Source organism: Arthrobacter sp. 2RAF22, from assembly GCF_052115325.1.
Classification (GTDB): domain Bacteria; phylum Actinomycetota; class Actinomycetes; order Actinomycetales; family Micrococcaceae; genus Arthrobacter.
The window spans coordinates 30425-49558 of sequence record NZ_JBFRGL010000012.1 but is presented as its reverse complement, the minus strand read 5'-3'; the positions used below and the strand labels follow the sequence as shown (position 1 = coordinate 49558).

Genomic DNA, 19134 nt, shown 5'->3' with positions numbered 1-19134 from the left:
AGTCCATCAGCGTCTTTTCGCTGCGGTGGAGCACCTCGGTTCTGGTAGATTGTCGCAAAAATGACGGTGATCCATGCCGTCGGGGTATTTGGGGGTCTCCTTGAGCGTGCGTGGATTAAGGTTCTTGGCTGTTTTCTCTGTCCTGCTTGGATTGCTCACCTCCACGGGGGTTTCTGCCGTCGCGGCCTCCGCCCGCGCCGCCGAGAAATCCCCAGCCTCTGCGCCCATGCGCGGTCCAACGGAACCGGTGGACCCCGGCACCTTTGTGTCGCTTTCACCGTTCCGCGCCTTGGATACGCGTGGCAGTTCGGCTGTGGGTGCTGATGCGCCTGTGTCGTTCCAGGTGGGTGGTGTGTCGGGGATTCCGGCGAATGTTTCGGCTGTGGTGTTCAATCTGACGGTGACGGGGCCGAAGTCGTTCGGGTTTGTGAGTGCGTTTGCTTCCGGTACTGAGCGCCCGAACACGTCAAACGTGAACTTCGGTGTTGGTCAGACGGTGGCGAATTCGGTGACGGTGCCGGTGGGTGCTGACGGGAAGGTGACGTTGTTCAACCGTTCCGGCGGTTCCACTGACCTGATTGCCGATGTCTCGGGCTATTACCTGTCCGGGTCTCCGGTGGTTCCGGGTGCGTTTGCGCCGTTGGCTCCTTCGCGGATGCTGGATACGCGTGGCGGTTCGGCTGCGGGTGGTGATTCGCCTGTGTCGTTCCAGGTGGGCGGTGTGTCGGGGATTCCGGCGAATGTTTCGGCTGTGGTGTTCAATCTGACGGTGACGGGGCCGAAGTCGTTCGGGTTTGTGAGTGCGTTTGCTTCCGGGACTGAGCGTCCGAACGCGTCGAATGTGAATTTCGGGCCTGGTCAGACGGTGGCGAACTCAGTGACGGTGCCGGTGGGTGCTGACGGGAAGGTGACGTTGTTCAACCGGTCCGGCGGTTCCACCGACCTGATTGCCGACGTCTCGGGGTATTACTTGTCCGGGGCTCCGGTGGTTCCGGGTGCGTTTGCGCCGTTGGCTCCTTCACGGATGTTGGATACCCGTCCTGGTTCGGCTGCGGGTGGTGATTCGCCTGTGTCCTTCCAGGTGGGCGGTGTGTCGGGGATTCCGGCGAATGTTTCGGCTGTGGTGTTCAATCTGACGGTCACGGGGCCGAAGTCGTTCGGGTTTGTGAGTGCGTTTGCTTCCGGCACGTTGCGTCCGAATGCGTCGAATGTGAACTTCGGGCCTGGCCAGACGGTGGCGAATTCGGTGACGGTGCCGGTGGGTGCTGACGGGAAAGTGACGCTGTTCAACCGTTCGTCCGGTGCTACCGACCTGATTGCGGATGTTTCGGGTTACTTCATGGGCCAACTCATGCCGCCGGCGACGCCGGTCATCACACCGCCCGCGAGCATTACGACCATCCCAGGAACCAATACCGGGACGGTCAATGGCGGAGGGACTGTCGGTGAAGGGAAATACGATTTCACCATTAGTGAGCCGGGCACGTATCCGGCAAAGGGTTTCGCGTATGCGGTAACTGACGCGCCCGGACCGACGTCAATGCCGGTCAATCTAAGCTGCGACACCCCGCGGGTTCATGAATTCGTTGTGGTCTGTCCGGCCGAGGGGCGGAAGGCAACGGTGACGGTGGGGCCCGCCGACCGCTCTACTTCCTTGAAGGTGTGGGCCTTTGACTACGTCGGCAATGTCAGCTATCCAGCTGACTACGAGTTCAGGGTGGCAAATACGGTGCCCGTTCCAGCTACCGTCCTCCCGATCACTGCACCAAGTAACGGAAGTTGGGTTCCCGTTGCGATCCAGGCCAATGGGACGCCCTATGCGACGGAGTCCTGTCAGGGAGACGCAAGCGCGGGCTACTCTGGGAGCCCTACGAGGAATGCCCTTCAAGTCAACGGCCTTCCTGACCAGTTCGGGACGACTGCGTCGCCTGCTGTAAATACGGCGGAGAGCTTCAGCGTCTCCGGGTGGTTCTGCCCCACCAATCCGGCGCCCGGCGGAAACACCATCCAGTCGCTCATAGCGCAGGTCTCCGACACCGGAGACTTGGCCGCGGCGGTCCGCTTGAATACGGACGGACAGCCTGAACTGGATACTTGGACAACAGGCGGCACCCTCAATCAGGTCCAGATCCTGACAGGACAGACATCAAACCAATGGTTTTTTCTGACCGCGGTCTATGACAAGGTCAACCAGCAATTGCGTATGACCGTAAGCTCCGCTGGCTACTCAGGGACCTGGACCACAGCCGCCGCGACGCAAACCCACCTTCCTTCCACCACCCAGCCGGTGCGCCTTGGTGAGGGCTTCAAAGGACAGATCCTCAACCCCGTCCTGACCCAGGGCATACTCACCAAGGACCAGTTCAGCTGGGTTCAAACTCAATTCGGCCCCGGCACTCAAGGGATTCTCAAATGAGGAACCCCATAGCGCCAGTTACTCAGCAGCGGATCGATTAAGGACGGCAGGCACCGTCTCCGACGCATCCCAGTCGATGTGGTGGCGATAGACCCAGTCGAAGTTGTCGGCCGTCTTCCGGGCGAGTGAGCGGAAGACGGCCTTCAGCACAAGGTCTTCAAAGACGCGCTTGAATTGGCCGCGGATCTTCGGGGCGGCGTTCCGGCGGCCCCATTCCACCACCGATTCCGCCCGGTTCCGGCGTTCGGCCTCGTAGCGGGCGAGGGCGCAGGGGATGTCGCCGGGCGAGGTGCGCCGGAGCGATCGGCCCAGCGCGATGGCGTCTTCGACGGCCATGGAGGCGCCTTGCCCGGACGACGGCGATGCAGCGTGGGCTGCGTCTCCCACCAGCACCAGCCTGCCGCGGTGCCAACTGGGGATGCTCGGAAAATCGGAGGTCGTGTACGGCCGGATGATGCCGTCAGTGGCGGTGATGATCTCGGCCATGGGCGTGCGGTCCCCGGCCACGAGCTGCGTCAGCCAGGACTTGCGGGCACAGTGATCCAGCGCGGCCGGATCCTCCGATGACCGTTGCAGTGGGTTGGCGAACCACCAGATCCTGCCCTCCGGATCCTGCATGTAGCAATAGAAGCACCGCTTGCCGAAAACCATCTTCATGCGTCCCGGTTCGACGTCCAACAGCCCGGCCGGAATCACACCGGACTCGACGATCCCGCCGGTGTTGAGCAGGGGGATATTGCGGGGTGCCGGCGACGAAGGGTCGATCAACGGCCGCACGGCCGAGTGGAGCCCGTCGGCGCCCACCACCAGGTCTCCGTGCGCGGAGGTGCCGTCCGCGAAAACGGCCGTGACGCCGTCGGGCGCTTCCTTCACCGTTGCGAGCCGCTTTCCGTACTCGATGCGGATCCCGCGGGCACCTGCCGCCTCGCGGAACATGCGGTACAACTCCGAACGCGTCATGGTGCGGGCGGTGGTGCCGTCCGGGAGGGACCCGCCGTAGTCAAAGTCGATGAGGTGTTTTCCGGTGCTGCCCAGGTACATGGACATCTTTGGGGTGCTGAAGCCCAGATTGGCAGCTGCATCCTTGAGCTCGAGGGTTTCCAGGGCATCGAAGCCATTGACGGCCACGGTCAGGAAGCCGCCGATGCCGTCCGAGGGTCCGCCGTAGGCCTCGAAAACGGTGGCGTGATGGCCGGCTTTCTGTAGCGAGATGGCTGTGGCCAGTCCGGCGATCCCGGATCCGATGACGAGGCAGTTCAACATGGCAGAGTCCTTTGCGATTTATTTCGTTCGGATGAAAGAAATATATGACTCGGACTGAGGGTCGTCAATCCTTTCGGTGGGACGAAATAATTTGCTAGCCTCGGAGGATGGAGAACCAACCGGGAGTCAGTGGGCGGCGCCAAGACTTGCTTGAGGCGGTCTTTGCCTCGGGACGGGAGCTTTCGACGGCGGCCGTTATGTTCCACACCAAGCTGTCCGAGCTGCGCGGGCTGTCTGCGACGGAGGGCAAGGCGATCGACATCCTGTTGCGCTTCGGACCCATAACGGCGGGGGAATTCGGCGAACGTTCCGGGCTGGCGCCGGCCTCGGTCACGGGATTGATGCAACGGCTCGAGAGCAAAGGCGTGGCGCGCAGGGTCCGGCACGAAGGGGACAAACGAAAGGTCCTGATCGAGCTCGTGGGGGACCAGGTGACTGCCGCGATGCCCCATTTCGTCGATTTCATGGGCGGGCTGGCGGCCCTGCTGGAAGGCTACAGCGACGAGGAACTCCGCGTCATCGCGGACTATTCCTCCAAGGCGGCGCGCATCCAGCAGGACGCGGCGGGCCGGCTGGGTGCCTGAGCCCGGCGGGAAAGCGCACGACGACGGCGGCCGCGCGCCGTCGTCGAACCCCTCCTAAGGTGCTCCCTACTTCGGCGCGATGCCCCGCATGCTGTTGTTCCGCTTCTCGTGGGTGAGTTCGGCCAGGCCAAGGGCTTCCAGGACAGGCCAAGGGCTTCCAGGAGGGGCGGCATGTACATGCCGAAGCGGCCGCGGTATCCCTTGCGCAGGCCGTACCAACCGCCCACCGGATTGCTATCGTCGCGGCCCCAGGCCTCAACGGTGCCTTCGGCGGCAGGCTTGTTCTCGTCGGCGGCGCCGAGCGGCACCCAATGGCCTTGCCGAAGTAGCCAGGCGTGGAGGTCCTCGATGGCGCTCAAATGGTATTTGAGGGTCGTGGAACCCACCTGGCAAACGATCGCGGGCGGGTCAGCTGATTCGTCCCGATACATTGTGTAGTCGGAGGAGCCCGGCGGGGTGGTGAGCTTCCAGGGGTCTTCCTTGGATCCAGCGGCCATGTGACGGTGTCCTTCCTGGCGGGCGTCGCTGCAGGCGTCGCGCGGGTGCTGGCTACACGCTACACAGGGCCGGGCCGAATGTCTGCGGGGCGAAGGGCGGGTGGTAGCCGTCCATCGGATTGACCGTTAGGACGGTCCGACCCGGGCTTCCGGGCCGGGTGCCGGCGCCCTCGGGCGCCTGATGACCGTCGGGGTGTGACCGCACTTGTGGGTCTGATTTTGTAACAAAGCGATAGTGTCCTATGTCTATTGCGGAAACGCGTGGACAACATGTAGCTTTCTCTCAGCATTCCGTGCTTTGGGGGAACGGTTTTATTTTTTGGGGATCCCGCGCACTTCCTTCTCGTGAAAGTAGTCCCGTGGGATCTCGTCCTTCGTTGCTGTTGCGTGCTGTTTGCGGGTTGTCGGTAGTAGCGGGGTTGTTGGCGGCGCCCGGCCCGGCCTGGGCAGGACCTCTGCCCGGGAGCGTCGGCGCCGGCATTGCCGGGCCGGTGACGGAGAGCGTGGCCAAGACCCAGGCCGCCCAAAACAGGACCGATGTCGTGGTCGACGCCCTGACCACCCCGACCGAACAGACCGTGGCACACCCTGACGGGACGTTCACCCGGACCGTGAACGCGGAACCGGCCCGGATGCAGACCGCGACAGGGTGGCAGGATATTTCCACGGACCTGGTCCAGGCCACCGTGAACGGGCAGGCGGTCCTCAAACCCAGGATGACGCCGGTCGATGTCACCCTGGCCCGTGGCGGCAGCACCCAGATGGCGAGCGTCGATGACAAGCGCGGCCACGTCGTGAAGCAGTCCTGGCCCTTCGATCCGCTGCCCGAACCGGTGGTTGCGGGCAACACGGCCACGTACGCGTCGGTGTTGCCGGGGGTGGATCTGATCCAGGTCAGCCACAAGACCGGGGTGTCCCAGGTGCTGAAGATCGCGACCGCGGAGGCTGCGAAGGATCCGCGGGTGGTGCAGATGCGCATTTTCCTGGACGCACAGAACGCCACCGTCCAGGCCGAGCCCGGCGGGGGTCTCTCTGCCACGGGCACGGACACGGGGAAAGCGGAGCTGCGCACGGCGATGGGCCAGTGGTGGGATTCCTCCCAGTCCGGTGCATCCGCTTCGGATCCGGGCGGGCCCGGGATCACCCGGCCGTTTTCCCTGGGACTGGGGTCCGAGAACGGCAAGCAGACCCAGGTCCTGGGGATGAGCGAGATCCTGAACCTGCCGAACCTGCACTACCCGTTGTTCGTGGATCCGGACTGGTCCACGGTGAGGGCCTCCTACCTGTACGTGGACAGCGCGTACCCGACTACCCCTTATTGGAACGGCCAGTACACGGACTCCACCGTGCACGTGGGTTATCTCCCGTCGTACTGGGCGCCGGACGGTGTCTCGCACACCACGCGCGGGTACTACCAGTTCGACACCACGCCGATGTCCGGCAAGGTCATCCTCGCGGCCGTGATGAACGCGACCGAGACCTGGTCCTCCTCCTGCACGGCAACGCCGGTGGATGCGTGGGTTACCGGCGGGATCAGCCCGGGCACGACGTGGAACGCCCAGCCCGGGCTGGTCGCCAAGACGGATTCCAGGACGGTCGCGAAGGGGTATTCATCAGGTTGCCCGGCCGGGACCGTGGGCTTTGACTTGTCCTCGATCAAGTCGACCCTGCAGACTGTCAGCCAGTGGACGGTGTCTCTGTGGGCCGGCAACGAGGGCGACCCGCTGGGCTGGAAGCGGTTCAACAACGATGCCTCGATCATCGTCACCTACGACACTCCGCCCTACACCCCGGGGTTGTGGAATATCAACAACGCCCGCTGGACCGGCGCCCCGTTCGCCTCCACCTACGTCACACGGTCGAACCAACCCATCTACACCCTGACCGTCGGGGACCCGGACGGCGCCCCGGGCGGAAACATCAACATCTGGTTTGCCCTCTTCGACACCCAAAACCCAACCCATTACCTCGGCGGCACAGGCCCGATTCCCGAGCCCGGATCCGGGGGGTACCCGTCGTGGCAAGGCCCCCCGCTCGCCGACGGCGTGTACCAGCTCCAGGCCCAGGCACAGGACTCGAACGGCGTGAACTCCGGTGTGATGCAGTTCTTCTTCGAGGTGAGGACGACGCAGCCGGACCCCCCGACCATCACCCCGGCCGGCCCGGCCCCGGCCTACGATCCGGCGCTTTCCCCTTTCGACGCCACCCACAACGACCCGAAGGGCACCGTCGGGTCCACGACCTATAACTTCAACATCGACGAACCGGGCACGTACCCGGTCCAGGGCTTCGTGTACGCGGCCACCAACAGTGCGGCGCCTACGAGCCCCCCCCACCAACCTCAGCTGCGGCACACGGACGCTGAGTTTCGTCGTTGTCTGCCCCGCCGACGGACGGCACGCGACAGTAACAGTCGCGGCCATCGACTACACCTCCAATCTGACAGTGTGGTCCTTCGACTATGCCGGCAACGTCAACAACCAGACCGCCAGCCACACAGCGGCCACCTACCAGTACACGGTCGGCCACCCGGCAGCCCTTCCCACGGGCGTACTGGCGGTGCCGAATACGACCGGGGCAACCTGGACCGACATCAGGACCCTTAACGGCCCGGCCGGCTCCTGCCAGGGGGCACCTGACCCGAACATCGGCAACGGCACCGCCAAGGCGCTGGAGATCACCGATGCCACCAAGCACGCGGAGACCGCAACATCGGCGGTCGACACTGCCCAGAGCTTCAGCGTCTCCGGCTGGTTCTGCCCGGTGTCCTCGAGCGCACCGCCTGGCATCAGTCTTCAGGCGCTGATCACCCAAATGGCGGGCACCAACTCGCCCGGCGCTGCCCTGCAGCTGGACGGCTTCAACAATCCAGAACTCGATACCTGGATCACTAGCACCACCTCGGAGCAGGTGAAACTGACGGGCTCCCTGGGAACCAGCTGGTATTTCCTTTCGGCGGTCTACGACAAGAACAACCAGCAGCTGCGGATCACGAAGACCCAGAACGGAACCACCGGCACCTGGACCACGGCGACCACGACAACGAACCATCTTGCCTCCACCGGGGTGCAGCCCGTGAAGCTGGGCGGCGGATTCATCGGCCGGATCTTCAAACCCATGATGGTCCAGGGTGTCCTCACCGCGGATCAGTTCATCAACGCGCAGAACATCTATCAAAGCACCGACACCGGAGTCCTGAGATGAGCAAAAACCGAAACGTCTTCAGAATCCCCAAGGCCGGGGTTCTCGCGGTTGCCGCCGCGGTAGTCACCGCCGGTGCCGGATTGTTCGCGATCACGGTCGACCAATCCACCGGGTGGACACCCCAGCGTCCCGATCCAGTCGCGGCGGTGCCGGTCACCCCGTGGACCCCGGCCCTCCAGAACCTGCTCAGCGGGCCACGGCCCGCCGGCGGGACCGGACCATCATCCGCGCAGGCCGGGGCAGGCGCGGAACTGACGGTGAGTCCTGCCAGTCTGACCCGGATGGTGCCGCTGGGGACACCGGGACCGATCGCCAACGACAACGGTGCCGGGAACTTCGCCGCCCTCCCCGGGGTCGCCTCCGGCGCATGGGGCACCACAGGCCAAACGGGCGGCTTTACCTGGAACTACCCCTTCAGCGCCCGGAAGGCCCCCGCCGGCCCGACCCCGGCACTGGCCCTGGCCTACGATTCCTCCACTATCGACGGGCTGACGAGTTCGACGAACAACCAGGCTTCCGTCATCGGCGACGGCTGGTCCCTCGCCGGGGCCGGGACGATCCGGCAGAAATTCGCCTCGTGCATGGACCAGGGCCTGCCGGCCGGCTCCACCTACGATCTGTGCGGCGCCGCCGAGGGCCAGCAGTTCAGCATTTCCTTCGGCGGCCGTTCCGGGCAGGTCATCAAAGACGCTGCCACCGGTAAATACAGGCTGCAGAACGATGACAACACCCGTGTCGAATACCTGACCGACAACACCAACTCGAACGGCACCTTCGACGGCGGGTACTGGAAACTGACCGACACCTCCGGGACCCAGTATTTCTTCGGCCGCAACCACCTCCCGGGCTGGGTCGGCGGGAACGCAACGACGAACTCGGCCGACACGGTCCCGGTCGGGGCAGCAACCCCGACCCAGCCCTGCGCCGCCGCGACCTTCGCCCAGACGCTGTGCCAGCAGGCCTACGCCTGGAACCTGGACTACGTCGTGGACGTCAACAACAACTCCGAGGCCTTCTACTACACCCAGGACGTCAACAACTACACCACCCAGGCCGGGACGGGTCCGCTGAAGAGCTATGTTCGCTCCAGCCGCCTGACCAGGGTGGACTACGGCGTGCGCGCCAACACCGAACTGTCCGCCTCGTCCCCGCTGCGCGTCGAAATGACCTACACCGGCCGCTGCACCGGCGTCACGTGCACCTCAGGCGATGACATTCCGACCGGTCTCGCCTGCGCTTCAACCGGGACATGCTCCGTCTATTCCCCCACCTTCTACAGCGACCAGCGCCTGCAAAGGCTCGCGACCCGCACCAACACGGGCGGTGCCGCGTACCAGGACGTGGACGCCTGGAACCTCGGACACACCATGCCGCCACCGGGCGATGGAACCAAACCGGCCCTTTGGCTGAATTCCGTGGCCCACCAGGGCGCCAATACCTCAACCGGCACCGGCGGAACTATTTCGGACCCTGCGGTGACCTTCACTCCGCAGCCAATGCAGAACCGGGTCTGGCAATACGCAGCCGGGATCGCACCCTTGGACCGGAACCGGATTTCCGGGATCACCACCGTCACCGGCGGCACGATCACCATCGGCTACATGCAGGCCGAATGCTCCCAGACGAACCTCCCTGCATCCCCGGAAACCAACACGAAGCGTTGCTTCCCGCAATGGTGGACGCCCACCGGTTCCGCGGAAGGTCCCCGGATGGACTACTTCCACATCTACCCGGTCGCATCGGTCACCACCGACGCCGGTCCCGGCGCCAACGGCTCCGTGTCCATGGTCACCCGCTACGAATACCAGGGCACCCCGGCCTGGAAGTACGCCGCACCGGCCTTCGTGGCCGGGACCGGCGGATCCCAGCTGACCTGGTCCGTGAACGCGGGCTGGTCCAAAGTCAAAACCATCACCGGCACCGTTACCGGCGGACAGAACCCCTCCAGCATCACCACCTACCTGCGCGGCCTGGACCAGACACCTGCGAACAGCAGCGGAGGAAAGATCTCCGCGACGGTCACCGCCACCGACGGAACCACCATCACCGATTCCCCCTGGCTCGCCGGGGCGCCGGTCGAAACCCAGAAATTCCTCGGCGAGGCCGGCGCTCGGCTCAGCACCACCATCACCACCCCGTGGTCCTCCTCCGTGACCGCGACCGGTTCGGCCGGGACGGACCCGGCCAAGGCCAGGCACATCGGCGTCGCGTCCGTGAAAAAGATCATTGCCAGCGGCACCGGTGCCGGCACCCGCACCACCACCATCACCAACACCCTCGACGACGGCACCGGACGGGTCACTTCCGTGTCCGATTCCGGGGAGCCCGGCGGCTTACCGGGGAGCTGCACAGTGACCGCATACGCGGACAGCACCGGCGCGAACAACAGCGGTCTGAACCTGCTGGCCCTGCCGGCGACCGCGACCACTTACGCCGGGCCCTGCACCGGGACCGGCGCACCGGCCGGAAACATCATCGCCGCCACCGCCACCCTGTATGACTCCTCGATGGCCGCCACACCCGGGGCGCCCGGTTACCAGGCCCCGACCCTGGGCAACCCGTCACGCACCGACACCGCCACAGCGGTCAACGGCAGCGCCGTCGCCATCTGGAAGTCCGGCCCCACCCTGGCCTACGATTCCCTGGGCCGGGTCGTGTCCTCCACGGACAACACCACCGGCAGCGCCCGCACCACCCAGATCGCATACACGCCCGCGACCGGGCTGCCCGCCTCGGTGACCACTACCAACCCGCTGGGCTGGACCACGACCACCGCGTTGGAGGCCGTCCGGGGCAGCAAGACCTCGAGTACTGACGAGAACGGCAACGTCACCAGCTACCAGTACGACGCGTCTGGCCGGGTCACCGGCGTGTGGGACCCGATGCGCCCGCAAGCCACCAACCCGACCCCCACCCAAGCCACCGCCTACACCATCTCCCAGACCGCACCGTCGTCGGTCGCCCGGAGCAGCATCAACAGCCTCGGCAACCCGGTCACCAGTTATGAGATCTACGACGGTCTGGGACGGATCCGCCAAACCCAGAAGAGTTCCCCGAATGGGGGCAGCACGATCGCCACCGACACCACCTACAACTCTTTCGGCGCGAAACTGATCGTCGACAACGACTACAACTTCGCTGCGGCCCCCAGCACGACCCTCATGATTCCCGACGGCACGGCCGTGCCGTCCTCGGACGCCTACACCTATGACGGTGCCGGCCGCCTCATCTCCGATGCCGCCCGGAGCTATCAGAACACCATTCTCTGGACTCGTAACACCAGCTATACCGGCGTGGGTACCATCACGACCACGACCGTGCCCGGCACGACTGCCGGGAACGAGTCCGCGGCCACCACGATCGTGAACGCGGCCGGCAAGACCGTGTCCCGGCTGCTCTTCCACGGCCCCACCCCGACGGGCACCCCGGACACCACCGCCTACGGCTACGACGCACTCGGTCGGATGACTTCCATGCTGGACACCGCGGGGAACCAGTGGACCTGGGCCTTCGATGCCGCAGGCCGGCCGATATCAGCCAACGACCCGGACACCGGCACCACCACCACCACCTTTGACTCGTCCGGTCGTATCGCGAGCACCACGGACGGAGCCGGGAACCTCACCAGCTACAGCTACGACGCTCTGGACAGGACCGTCAGCACCAGCGTCACCCCCCAAGGCGGCACAGCCCACACCCTTACCACGAACACCTACGACGGGGAGAAGAAGGGCCAGCTCAGTTCCGCGATCAGGTTCAACGGACCTAATTACGACCAGCCGGTCAAGACGGCGGTGTCCGGGTACAACGCCGCCTACAAACCCGCCACGACGACCACCACCCTGCCCGGCGGGCTGAGCGGGTACGCCGGGGACTACACGACAACCCGCGCGTACACCACCACCGGCAACGTCGCCACGGAGACAACCCCGGCCATCGGCGGTCTCAGCGCCGAAACCATCTCCAACGACTACGACGATCTTGACAACCTCGGCTCATTCAAAGATCCGAGCAACGCCGTCCTCGTCGCCGCCCAGTACAACGACAAGAACCAGCTCGCCACCTACCAGCAACTCGACCCGAACAGCGCCAGCCCCACGGCCGACACCATGGGCCTGAACCAGGTCGTCCTCGGCTGGGACGCGACCACCGGGCGCTTGGCCACACAGTCCGCCAGCAACCGCTCCAAGGGCGTCACTGCTGACCTGGGCGCCACCAGCTACAGCTACGACACTTCGGGGAAACTCACGGCCCGGGATGTCTTCTACCAAGGCCGGCCCGGGACGCCTGATGACTACCAGTGCTACAGCTACGACTACGCGTCCAGGCTCTCCGCAGCCTGGACCGCAGCAGCCAAGAACTGCACCACCGCCCCGACCCCGGCCTCGACCTCGGTGCCCGGCCTCGGCGGTCCGGCGCCGTACGCCCAGACCTACGCCTACACCCCGGCCGGGGACCGGTCCCAGGTCAAACGCTTCGACAACGCCGGGAACCTCGCTGCCACGGAAAACTACGCCTACCCCGGCGCCGCCGTCACCGCGCCGGGCGCGTTTTCCGCCCAGGCACCGTTCCGGCAGCTCGACACCCGCAACGGCACCGGCGGGATCCACGGACCCGTCGGCCCCGGACAGACCATCAAAGTCAAAGTCACCGGCCAGGGAGGCATCCCCGCCACCGGTGTGTCCGCTGTGGCGATGAACATCACCGTCACGAACCCCAGCTCGAACGGGTTCATTACCGCCTACGCGGGAGACTCCACCCGCCCCGGCACCTCGAACCTGAACTACGGCCCGGGGCAGACGGTTGCGGCTTTCGCGGTCACCCCGGTCGGCGCCGACGGAACGATCGCCTTCACGAACAGTTCCTCGGGCACGGTCGATATCCTCGCGGACACTTCCGGCTACTACCTCGGCGGCGCAACCACCACACCGGGCGCGTTCTCGGCCCAGACCCCGTTCCGGACGATGGATACCCGCGACGGGACCGGCGGGGTCACGGGCCCTGTGGGCCCGGGCCAGACCATCAGGGTCAAGGTCACCGGCCGCGGGGGTCTCCCGGCGTCCGGTGTGTCGGCGGTCGCGATGAACATCACCGTCGCCAACTCCTCCTCGTTCGGGGCCATCACCGCCTTCGCGGGCGGGACTCCACAACCGAACACCTCGAATCTGAACTACGCGACCGGGCAGATCGTCTCCAACTTCGCTATCACCCCGGTAGCGTCCGACGGCACGATCGCGTTTACGAACAATTCCTCCGGCACGGTGCAGATCATCGCGGACACGTCCGGGTATTTCCTGGGCGGCACTGCGACGGTCCCGGGTGCGTTTTCGGCCCAGACCCCGTTCCGGCAGCTCGACACCCGCAACGGCACCGGAGGGGTCAACGGCCCCGTCGGGCCGGGGCAGACGATCAGCGTCAAGGTCACCGGCCGCGGGGGCCTGCCGGCCACCGGGGTTTCCGCGGTCGCGATGAACATCACCGTCGCGAACTCCACCTCCTCCGGGGTCATCACCGCCTACGCCGGCGGGACCCCGAAACCGGGCACGTCGAACCTGAACTACACGGCCGGGCAGATCATCCCCAACTTCGCGATCACCGCGGTCGGGGCGGACGGGACGATTTCCTTCACGAACGATTCCCCCGGCACGGTACAGCTCATCGCCGACACCATGGGCTACTTCAACGGCCCCGTGACCGGCGGCCTGCCCGGGCCGCACCAGCTCCAGTCCATGACCTCCACTCCCGCCACCGGGTCACCCGCCACCAGCACCTTCACCTGGGACGGAGCAGGGCGGATGACCGGCCGGGCAGGGGAAACCCTGGCCTACACTCCGGACGGGAAACTCCTCACCACCGCGGGCAGCAGCACCCTGCCCGCCAACCCGAACCCCTCCGCCGGCGCGGGCACCCCGCCGGCACCCGTGTCGGGGACCGCAGGCAGCACCGGGACCCGGTACTACGACGCCGGAGGGAACCTCGTCGGCATCACCGACGGAACCGGCACCACCGTCACCATCGGCTCCATCACCGCCCACGTGACCCCTGCAGGGGTGAAGACCGCGACCAAAACCTACAGTTTCGCGGGGAAGGCCGTGGCCCAACGCACCGCCGCCGGCGGTTCCGTGAAGCTCGCCTTGATCGTCAGCGACAGCGTCGGCACGGCCCAGACCATCGTGCAAGGGGCCGTCGGCACCACGCCGGTCATCGCCCAGACCCGCTACACCGACCCGATCGGCCTCGCCCGCGGCCCCACCCAGACCGCAACCGGAAACGGCGCGTACTCCACCGCAGGTTCAGGGGTTCTGGGTATCGGGTCAAACGCCGCGAATCCGGCAGGATACGGCGCCGTGAACGGGTACATCGGCGGGCTCGCTGACACCATCAGCACCCTCACCCACCTCGGCGCCCGCGACCTCGACCCCGCCACCGGCACATTCACAAGCCCCGACCCGGTCCTGAAACGCGACGAAGCCAAGAACTTCTCCCCGTACGTTTACGGAGAAGCCGACGCCATCAACAACGCCGACCCCTCCGGACTCATGATCCTGAGTTGGGCCGTCACGGACGGTCCAATCAACGGGGGATGGCATGCGCCAGATGCCGTACCGGACGTCGCTGTACCAAGCGGCCCGTCTGGGCCGTACGCTCCCGGCTACACATCACCAGTACCGGGCTCCTGGCAGTTCTACATCGCCCCCTCATGGACGCGATCCAGCCCAGCCCCCGCGCCAGAGTCCACAGGCGCCTCAAAGAGCATGGACAGTCCATTGGACGTCATCGCAGGGATAGTGGCATCCGGAGGCACGGATCCCAGATACAACAAGGAGTTGGACGAGAATCTCCGCCCCTTCGCGGATATAGCTATGATCGCCGGAAGCGAAGGGATGGCCGGCGAAGGGATGGCCGGCGCAGGCGAAGAGATGGGTGCCGAGGGAATCGGGGTCCGCGGCGCGGAGACCTTTACACCCAAGCTCCCCGAACAGATGCAACAGCGTATGGCGCTCGATTCCCTTTCGCCAACTCTTAGAGCAGACGTCGAGGACACGATCCAACGGGCCGCCTCCGGTAGAACCCGCTTCGATAAACACGACGGCAAGGAATACGAGAACCGCAATGGCCTGCTTCCACCCGGCAGATACCAAGAGTGGACGGTCGCAAAGCCGGACGCCAAACGCGGCCCTGACCGGATCATCATCGAGGGCGATGCCGCTAATCCCAACGCCATATACTACTGGGATCACGTCAACGCACCTGTTCGGATCGGACCATGAGCACGATAGACCTCTCGCAGCCGTTCACCATTCATCTCGGCGTTGACGAGCCCCTGTTCGAGCGTTTCGAGGATGACGCCCTCTTGCGTGGAATGATGATCTTTCGACTTGACCTGACAGACCTTACAGATGACTCAGCGCTAGCGGACTATCTCGCCCAGGAGTTCATGTATCCCTTCAAGACAGCGGGACTTGACGCGGCAGTGTCTCTCATCTCTGATCTTGAATGGTTCGGAAACACCAACGGGTATCTCGTGATTGCCCGCGGGCTGACCAATCCATCGGCCGTCGGGGACTCATTCGTTTCAATCCTTCCGAACATCACCGATCGCTGGCGCACTGGGGGGGCAATCCCGTTCGTTGTCGCCATTGACGGGAAAGGCGAGGAACTCCAGTCGTCGCTGCAGGACGCGAACGACCGCATGGATGAGTTTGCTCGCCTCCCGTGGACTCGCCCGGGAGAAGGCGCCGTGGATGTGGTCATCCACGGGGACAGGAACTTTGAGTCCGACACCTGAACCCGGATTAAGAGACTCAAATAGTAACGACGTGAAATTGCACGCTAAGCCTTTGGCGTCAGTCTGGGGTATACCCCAAAATGACGTCAGAACAGAGTGTCCTGCGTGTCAGATTAGGATCTGTTTTCTTTTTATTGACGCCCGTCCTCCGACGTCTTGGATTTCAATCTGACGAATCTTTGCGAGGACCGGAAACATGACAGGCAGCGCATCGGGTATGCGAGTTTCAACCCGGGCTCAGTCCACTGACAGGCATCAGGCGGACCTGTTGGCCGCGGGCATCCGACGCGACGACCTCGACACGGACCACGGCGTATCCCGGGCCTGGGTATCACGACCCCAGTTCGACCGCGGACTCGATGCAGTGATCGAAGGAGATACTCCCGTCGTCACCACCTTGGACCGGCTCGGGCGCTTCACCCAGCACATGCTCACCTTTGTCGGCGACCGGCCCCGCCGAATCACCGACAGCCAGATTCAAAACGCTATCCGCCCGGTTGAAGGCGGCGAGCCTGCCGCGCAGGTCGCCCGCGGTCTCGGCATGTCCAGGGCAACGTTCCACAGGCGATCGCGGGCTCTTCCCCGCTTACTGGGCGGCCTGTCCGCCGGAAGGGCGACACACTCGCGCCGGCACTGACCGGGCCCGGATTGTCAGCCCACGCGGATGTCATTATCAGCGAGGAACTCGCGGGAGCGGCCCATCTGGCGGTCGGTGGAGAAGGCATACCATTCTTCGCTGAGGTTCTCGCCGTGGACGATGTCGCGGAACCGGGCGAAGGCACCTTTGCCCTCGATCGCGTGCTCAAGACGCTCCCGGAGGCCTTTATCGTGCTGCCGTTCCGCGAAGGCCGCCATGTCCTGCCAGCCGTCCCGGGAATCGGTGCGGTCGATTCGAAGCCAACGCTCCGGTTCTTCCTCAACATCGACGGCGGCGTCCTCCCCGACAATCATCGGGTCGGTGGCGGCGTCGTCGTACACCTGCCCGGTATACAGGTCGAGGTAACCGCCGGATGACAGTCCGGGATCCCCTTCCAACACGACACTGAGCATGTCGAGGTCGACAGGCACCGCCCTGCCTGTCGGCGGCACACCGCGCAGACACGCCAGCAGGTCCTCGGCCAGCAGCTGATCACCGGCGCCGCCGCGCCACCTCAGCCGGTTGATGACCGACAGTGCCACCGGCTCGGCCTCCCCACGGCGCTGCTCCAGGGCCATTGGTATCCCGGCCCCCACCTGCTGCAGAACGTCATCGATATCGTGTCCCATCACCGCTGCGAGGAAACGAGCCGCATTTGCCGCAGCGATGGCTCCCCGCAGTTCGGACAGGTCAATCCTGGGCACCTGCACCTGTTCGGGCCAGGCATGCAGCTGCATAGGGTGCGACTGGCTCGGCTTCCGCGGCGCCCGGCCTTCCCCGTCGTCATCTGCCCACCGGCGCCCGTACTGGTCCGGGATACTGCCCCAACCCCAGTACGGCAAGGGGACGCCAGGGCGAATACCCAACACATCCAACGGGTCCACCTTCACCTCCCCGACCACGCACCGGTGTATCCAAGCGTCACCGAGGTCAAACGTAAACTGAAACTCAGCCCCCGGCTCCAGCGTCCGGACGACCTTGAGAGCAGCAATGTCCATCGGCGCGATGATCGGGCCGCCGGTCGATCCGGCCATCTCAGCTCCCGTCTCTTCATCAGTAATAACCCGGCCATCGGCCAGGGTAAACAGTGACAGGTGCGAGCGGTCCCACCGGGCGAAGGCATCATTGATGGCATTGGCGAGGTCCATGAAGGTATGCGACGGTCCGACCGCGAAGACGCGCCCGGGCCACGGCCACAGCTCCTCCCCGCGACCGCCGAGCAGTTCCACCGTCACCGATAACCAGGTTCGTGCCATGACCCAAGGATGGCACGAGCCGCGACGTGGCCATAACCGTAGCCGCCGGATTCCGCCCATTCCGTCTCGTGAAAACGTCTCCTCCCGAACCACCGCATAACCGATGCTCCCGCATCGACATCCATACCCTCGTCACAGGCGAGCCGGAAGGGCGCCAGACCGCACGAGACTGGATAATGCTCGAGTGATGGCTTTCTTCAGATTCCTCGCCGGTCTTCTTGTCATTGTCGGCTTCGCTGGAATCCTCGTTCTTGGTGCCATGGCTGACGCTGCAGGTAATCCCGGACTCGGACTCGGGATGATCGCCGGGTTGGTGATTCTGATGGTCGTCCTGACGGGCATGGGCTGGTTCCTCAAATCAAGAAGCCGGCGCGCCCTTACGCGGTACCACCAAGCCGTGGCATTGGGTGTGAGCGCTCCAGGCCGCACGCTCCGTGCTGAAGAATCGGAGAGCTACCCGTGCGATGCAGATACGGTGTGGTCGCTGATCCGCCCTGCGGAGAGCGCTGTTCTGTTGTCGAATGCGGCACGTGCTTTCACGGTTCCTGGAACGCCGACGGGGGTCGGGGAACAACAGACCTTCGTCCGAGCGGATGGGTCAGCCGCAACTGTTGAGGTTGTTGAGGAAGCAGCACCGTACTGGGCAAAGACGATAACCGTCGCTCCAACCAAAGATGGCATGGTCCAGACCTACCAGATTGAGCCATCGGAGAGCGGGTGCACTCTCACGATGGGGATGACGGCTACGATCCCGGCGATCCCCGGGTTCTCCAGACGGTACGAGAAGATGTGGCGAAAAGACGCGCGACGTTACCTGTCCCGCGTCAAGGAAACCGTCATATCAGGGGCTGCGCGATAGGAAAGACCATTACAAGAGGAAACCGGCGGGAGTTACCGCACGCAGCACCAATCCATCTGCTGAGCTGGACGCTGCCCACCTACAACCCGGTCTTCGTCGTTTTCTACGGCGTCTACCTGGTCCTTGGGCCTTTCATTGTCGAGCGTGACCCGGGCCCCCTTGACCGGGAACCTTGCGCTGCAGCTTTTCGAACGGATGTACCGTGAACTCCGTCAATGAATCTGCCAAGGTCCTTTCTCTAGGAAGCATCCTCGGCGGTAGAACTCCGACAAATCGTGGCTGGGTCGATGGAATTAACCAGTTGATGCGCCAAATCAGCAGTGCTCGAGATGGAGTTACCTCCAATATCAAAGTCACTGTCGAATTCCATATCCCAGGCAACCTGATAGCACCCGACTATGAAGGAGTGCGCACCGGATATTTCCGGAAGGCGGACTCCCTCATGAAGGTTCAAGTTGCCCTGCCGCCGGAGGCGCCGAACGACGCGCGCCCCGTCCTAGTCGGCTATCTGTGGGCAGCACTTGACGCGGTGGACGCATGGGCCGTTGCAAAGAACCGGAATTTTGACACTCTTGCGCTAAGAGAGCTGGTGGCCGCCGTGGAGTCGGCCAATGGCTAAAGCTACTGCG

The 19134-nt window shown here is 64.6% G+C and carries 12 protein-coding genes; 9 read left to right on the top strand and 3 right to left on the bottom strand.

Annotated elements, in window-relative coordinates; all coding sequences use genetic code 11:
* The first annotated feature begins 247 nt into the window (after positions 1–247).
* Positions 248–2416 (top strand): hypothetical protein, encoded by a 2169-nt coding sequence (locus tag AB4068_RS10940; protein ID WP_441433380.1) that lies wholly within the window; start codon positions 248–250, stop codon positions 2414–2416.
* A gap of 18 nt (positions 2417–2434) precedes the next feature.
* On the opposite strand, the gene AB4068_RS10935 is transcribed toward AB4068_RS10940, so the two are convergent.
* On the bottom strand, positions 2435–3679 hold the full coding sequence (locus AB4068_RS10935) for an FAD-dependent oxidoreductase (protein ID WP_441433379.1): 1245 nt from the start codon (positions 3677–3679) through the stop codon (positions 2435–2437).
* Between the two features lie 107 nt (positions 3680–3786).
* On the opposite strand from AB4068_RS10935, the gene AB4068_RS10930 reads away from it, so the two are divergent.
* Positions 3787–4263: a MarR family transcriptional regulator gene (locus tag AB4068_RS10930; protein WP_441433378.1), complete on the top strand. Its 477-nt coding sequence runs from the start codon at positions 3787–3789 to the stop codon at positions 4261–4263.
* Here the strand turns inward: AB4068_RS10930 and AB4068_RS10925 are convergent.
* Positions 4206–4760, bottom strand: a complete 555-nt coding sequence (locus AB4068_RS10925) for a DUF6855 family protein (RefSeq protein WP_441433377.1) — start codon at positions 4758–4760, stop codon at positions 4206–4208. The genes AB4068_RS10930 and AB4068_RS10925 overlap by 58 nt on opposite strands.
* A gap of 359 nt (positions 4761–5119) precedes the next feature.
* On the opposite strand from AB4068_RS10925, the gene AB4068_RS10920 reads away from it, so the two are divergent.
* From AB4068_RS10920 to AB4068_RS10900, 5 genes are all read left to right on the top strand, one after another.
* Complete coding sequence (locus tag AB4068_RS10920) at positions 5120–7366, top strand: hypothetical protein (RefSeq protein ID WP_441433376.1); 2247 nt, start codon at positions 5120–5122, stop codon at positions 7364–7366.
* Entirely contained in the window at positions 7320–7964 is a 645-nt protein-coding gene (locus AB4068_RS10915; protein WP_441433375.1) for a hypothetical protein, read from the top strand. Before AB4068_RS10920 ends, AB4068_RS10915 begins: the two co-directional genes overlap by 47 nt.
* Entirely contained in the window at positions 7961–15235 is a 7275-nt protein-coding gene (locus AB4068_RS10910; RefSeq protein WP_441433374.1) for an RHS repeat-associated core domain-containing protein, read from the top strand. Before AB4068_RS10915 ends, AB4068_RS10910 begins: the two co-directional genes overlap by 4 nt.
* The gene (locus tag AB4068_RS10905; RefSeq protein WP_441433373.1) at positions 15232–15753 is read left to right on the top strand and encodes a hypothetical protein; all 522 of its coding nucleotides are present in this window, start codon (positions 15232–15234) and stop codon (positions 15751–15753) included. Before AB4068_RS10910 ends, AB4068_RS10905 begins: the two co-directional genes overlap by 4 nt.
* Positions 15754–15949: 196 nt before the next feature.
* Positions 15950–16390: a recombinase family protein gene (locus tag AB4068_RS10900; protein ID WP_441433372.1), complete on the top strand. Its 441-nt coding sequence runs from the start codon at positions 15950–15952 to the stop codon at positions 16388–16390.
* Between the two features lie 14 nt (positions 16391–16404).
* Here AB4068_RS10900 and AB4068_RS10895 read toward each other — a convergent pair whose 3' ends face one another.
* A complete protein-coding gene (locus AB4068_RS10895; RefSeq protein ID WP_441433371.1) occupies positions 16405–17646 on the bottom strand; it encodes a UPF0158 family protein in 1242 nt (413 codons plus the stop codon).
* 187 nt (positions 17647–17833) lie between these two features.
* Between AB4068_RS10895 and AB4068_RS10890 the strand changes: the two genes are divergently transcribed.
* Both AB4068_RS10890 and AB4068_RS10885 read left to right on the top strand, forming a co-directional pair.
* A complete protein-coding gene (locus AB4068_RS10890) occupies positions 17834–18505 on the top strand; it encodes an SRPBCC family protein (RefSeq protein WP_441433370.1) in 672 nt (223 codons plus the stop codon).
* Between the two features lie 202 nt (positions 18506–18707).
* Entirely contained in the window at positions 18708–19124 is a 417-nt protein-coding gene (locus AB4068_RS10885; RefSeq protein ID WP_441433369.1) for a hypothetical protein, read from the top strand.
* Positions 19125–19134 lie beyond the last annotated feature (10 nt).